The following is a 552-nucleotide window of genomic DNA, read 5'->3' as shown; positions in this document are numbered from 1 at the left end:
TGCTGACCGTGCGCGACGCCATTCCCAAAGCCCGGGAATTGGCCGCTGCCGAGTTCGCGACGCTGCGTCTTCGTCTCTTGAAACTCGCTGCCCGTGTGGTCGAGACCACGAACCGCATTCGCCTTGCGTTCGCCGCGGCATGTCCCGAAGCCGACCTGATCCGCGGCTTGCCCGGCGCGCTGCTGCCGCTCAGTCCTTGACCGGCGGGGCGTCCGCCCCCCCGTTCGCCCAACCTATCCCTCAAGCGCGTTGCAAAGTACGGGTCGTCAGGCGGTGAAAAGCCGAAGGCAATCCTGTGCGCCTCGTCAGACAAGATGTGCGGCCGCATCAATCGGGCCCAAATGCCGCACTCTCACGAATAGGACGGGCTAGTGCGGATGTCGGATGAGGAACACGTCTTCCTGCTGACCCAGCATCACATCGTCTCGGACGGCGGTCGATTGGGCGTGCTGGTGCATGAACTCAGTCGGCTTTACCGGGCGTTCGAGGCTGGACAGGACGATCCTTTGCCGCCGTTGGCGATCCAGTATCCGGATTATGCCGCCTGGCAAC

The 552-nt window shown here is 63.8% G+C and carries 1 protein-coding gene; it reads left to right on the top strand.

All coding sequences use genetic code 11. From position 1 onward, the window contains the following. A partial coding sequence (locus tag QJT78_RS52000; RefSeq protein WP_281460929.1) for a transposase occupies window positions 1–200 on the top strand: 200 nt, incomplete at its 5' end. Between the last annotated feature and the right edge of the window lie 352 nt (window positions 201–552).

The organism is Bradyrhizobium sp. Mp27, from assembly GCF_029953005.1.
In the GTDB taxonomy this organism is placed as follows: domain Bacteria; phylum Pseudomonadota; class Alphaproteobacteria; order Rhizobiales; family Xanthobacteraceae; genus Bradyrhizobium; species Bradyrhizobium barranii.
This window is presented reverse-complemented; position numbering and strand designations above follow the sequence as displayed.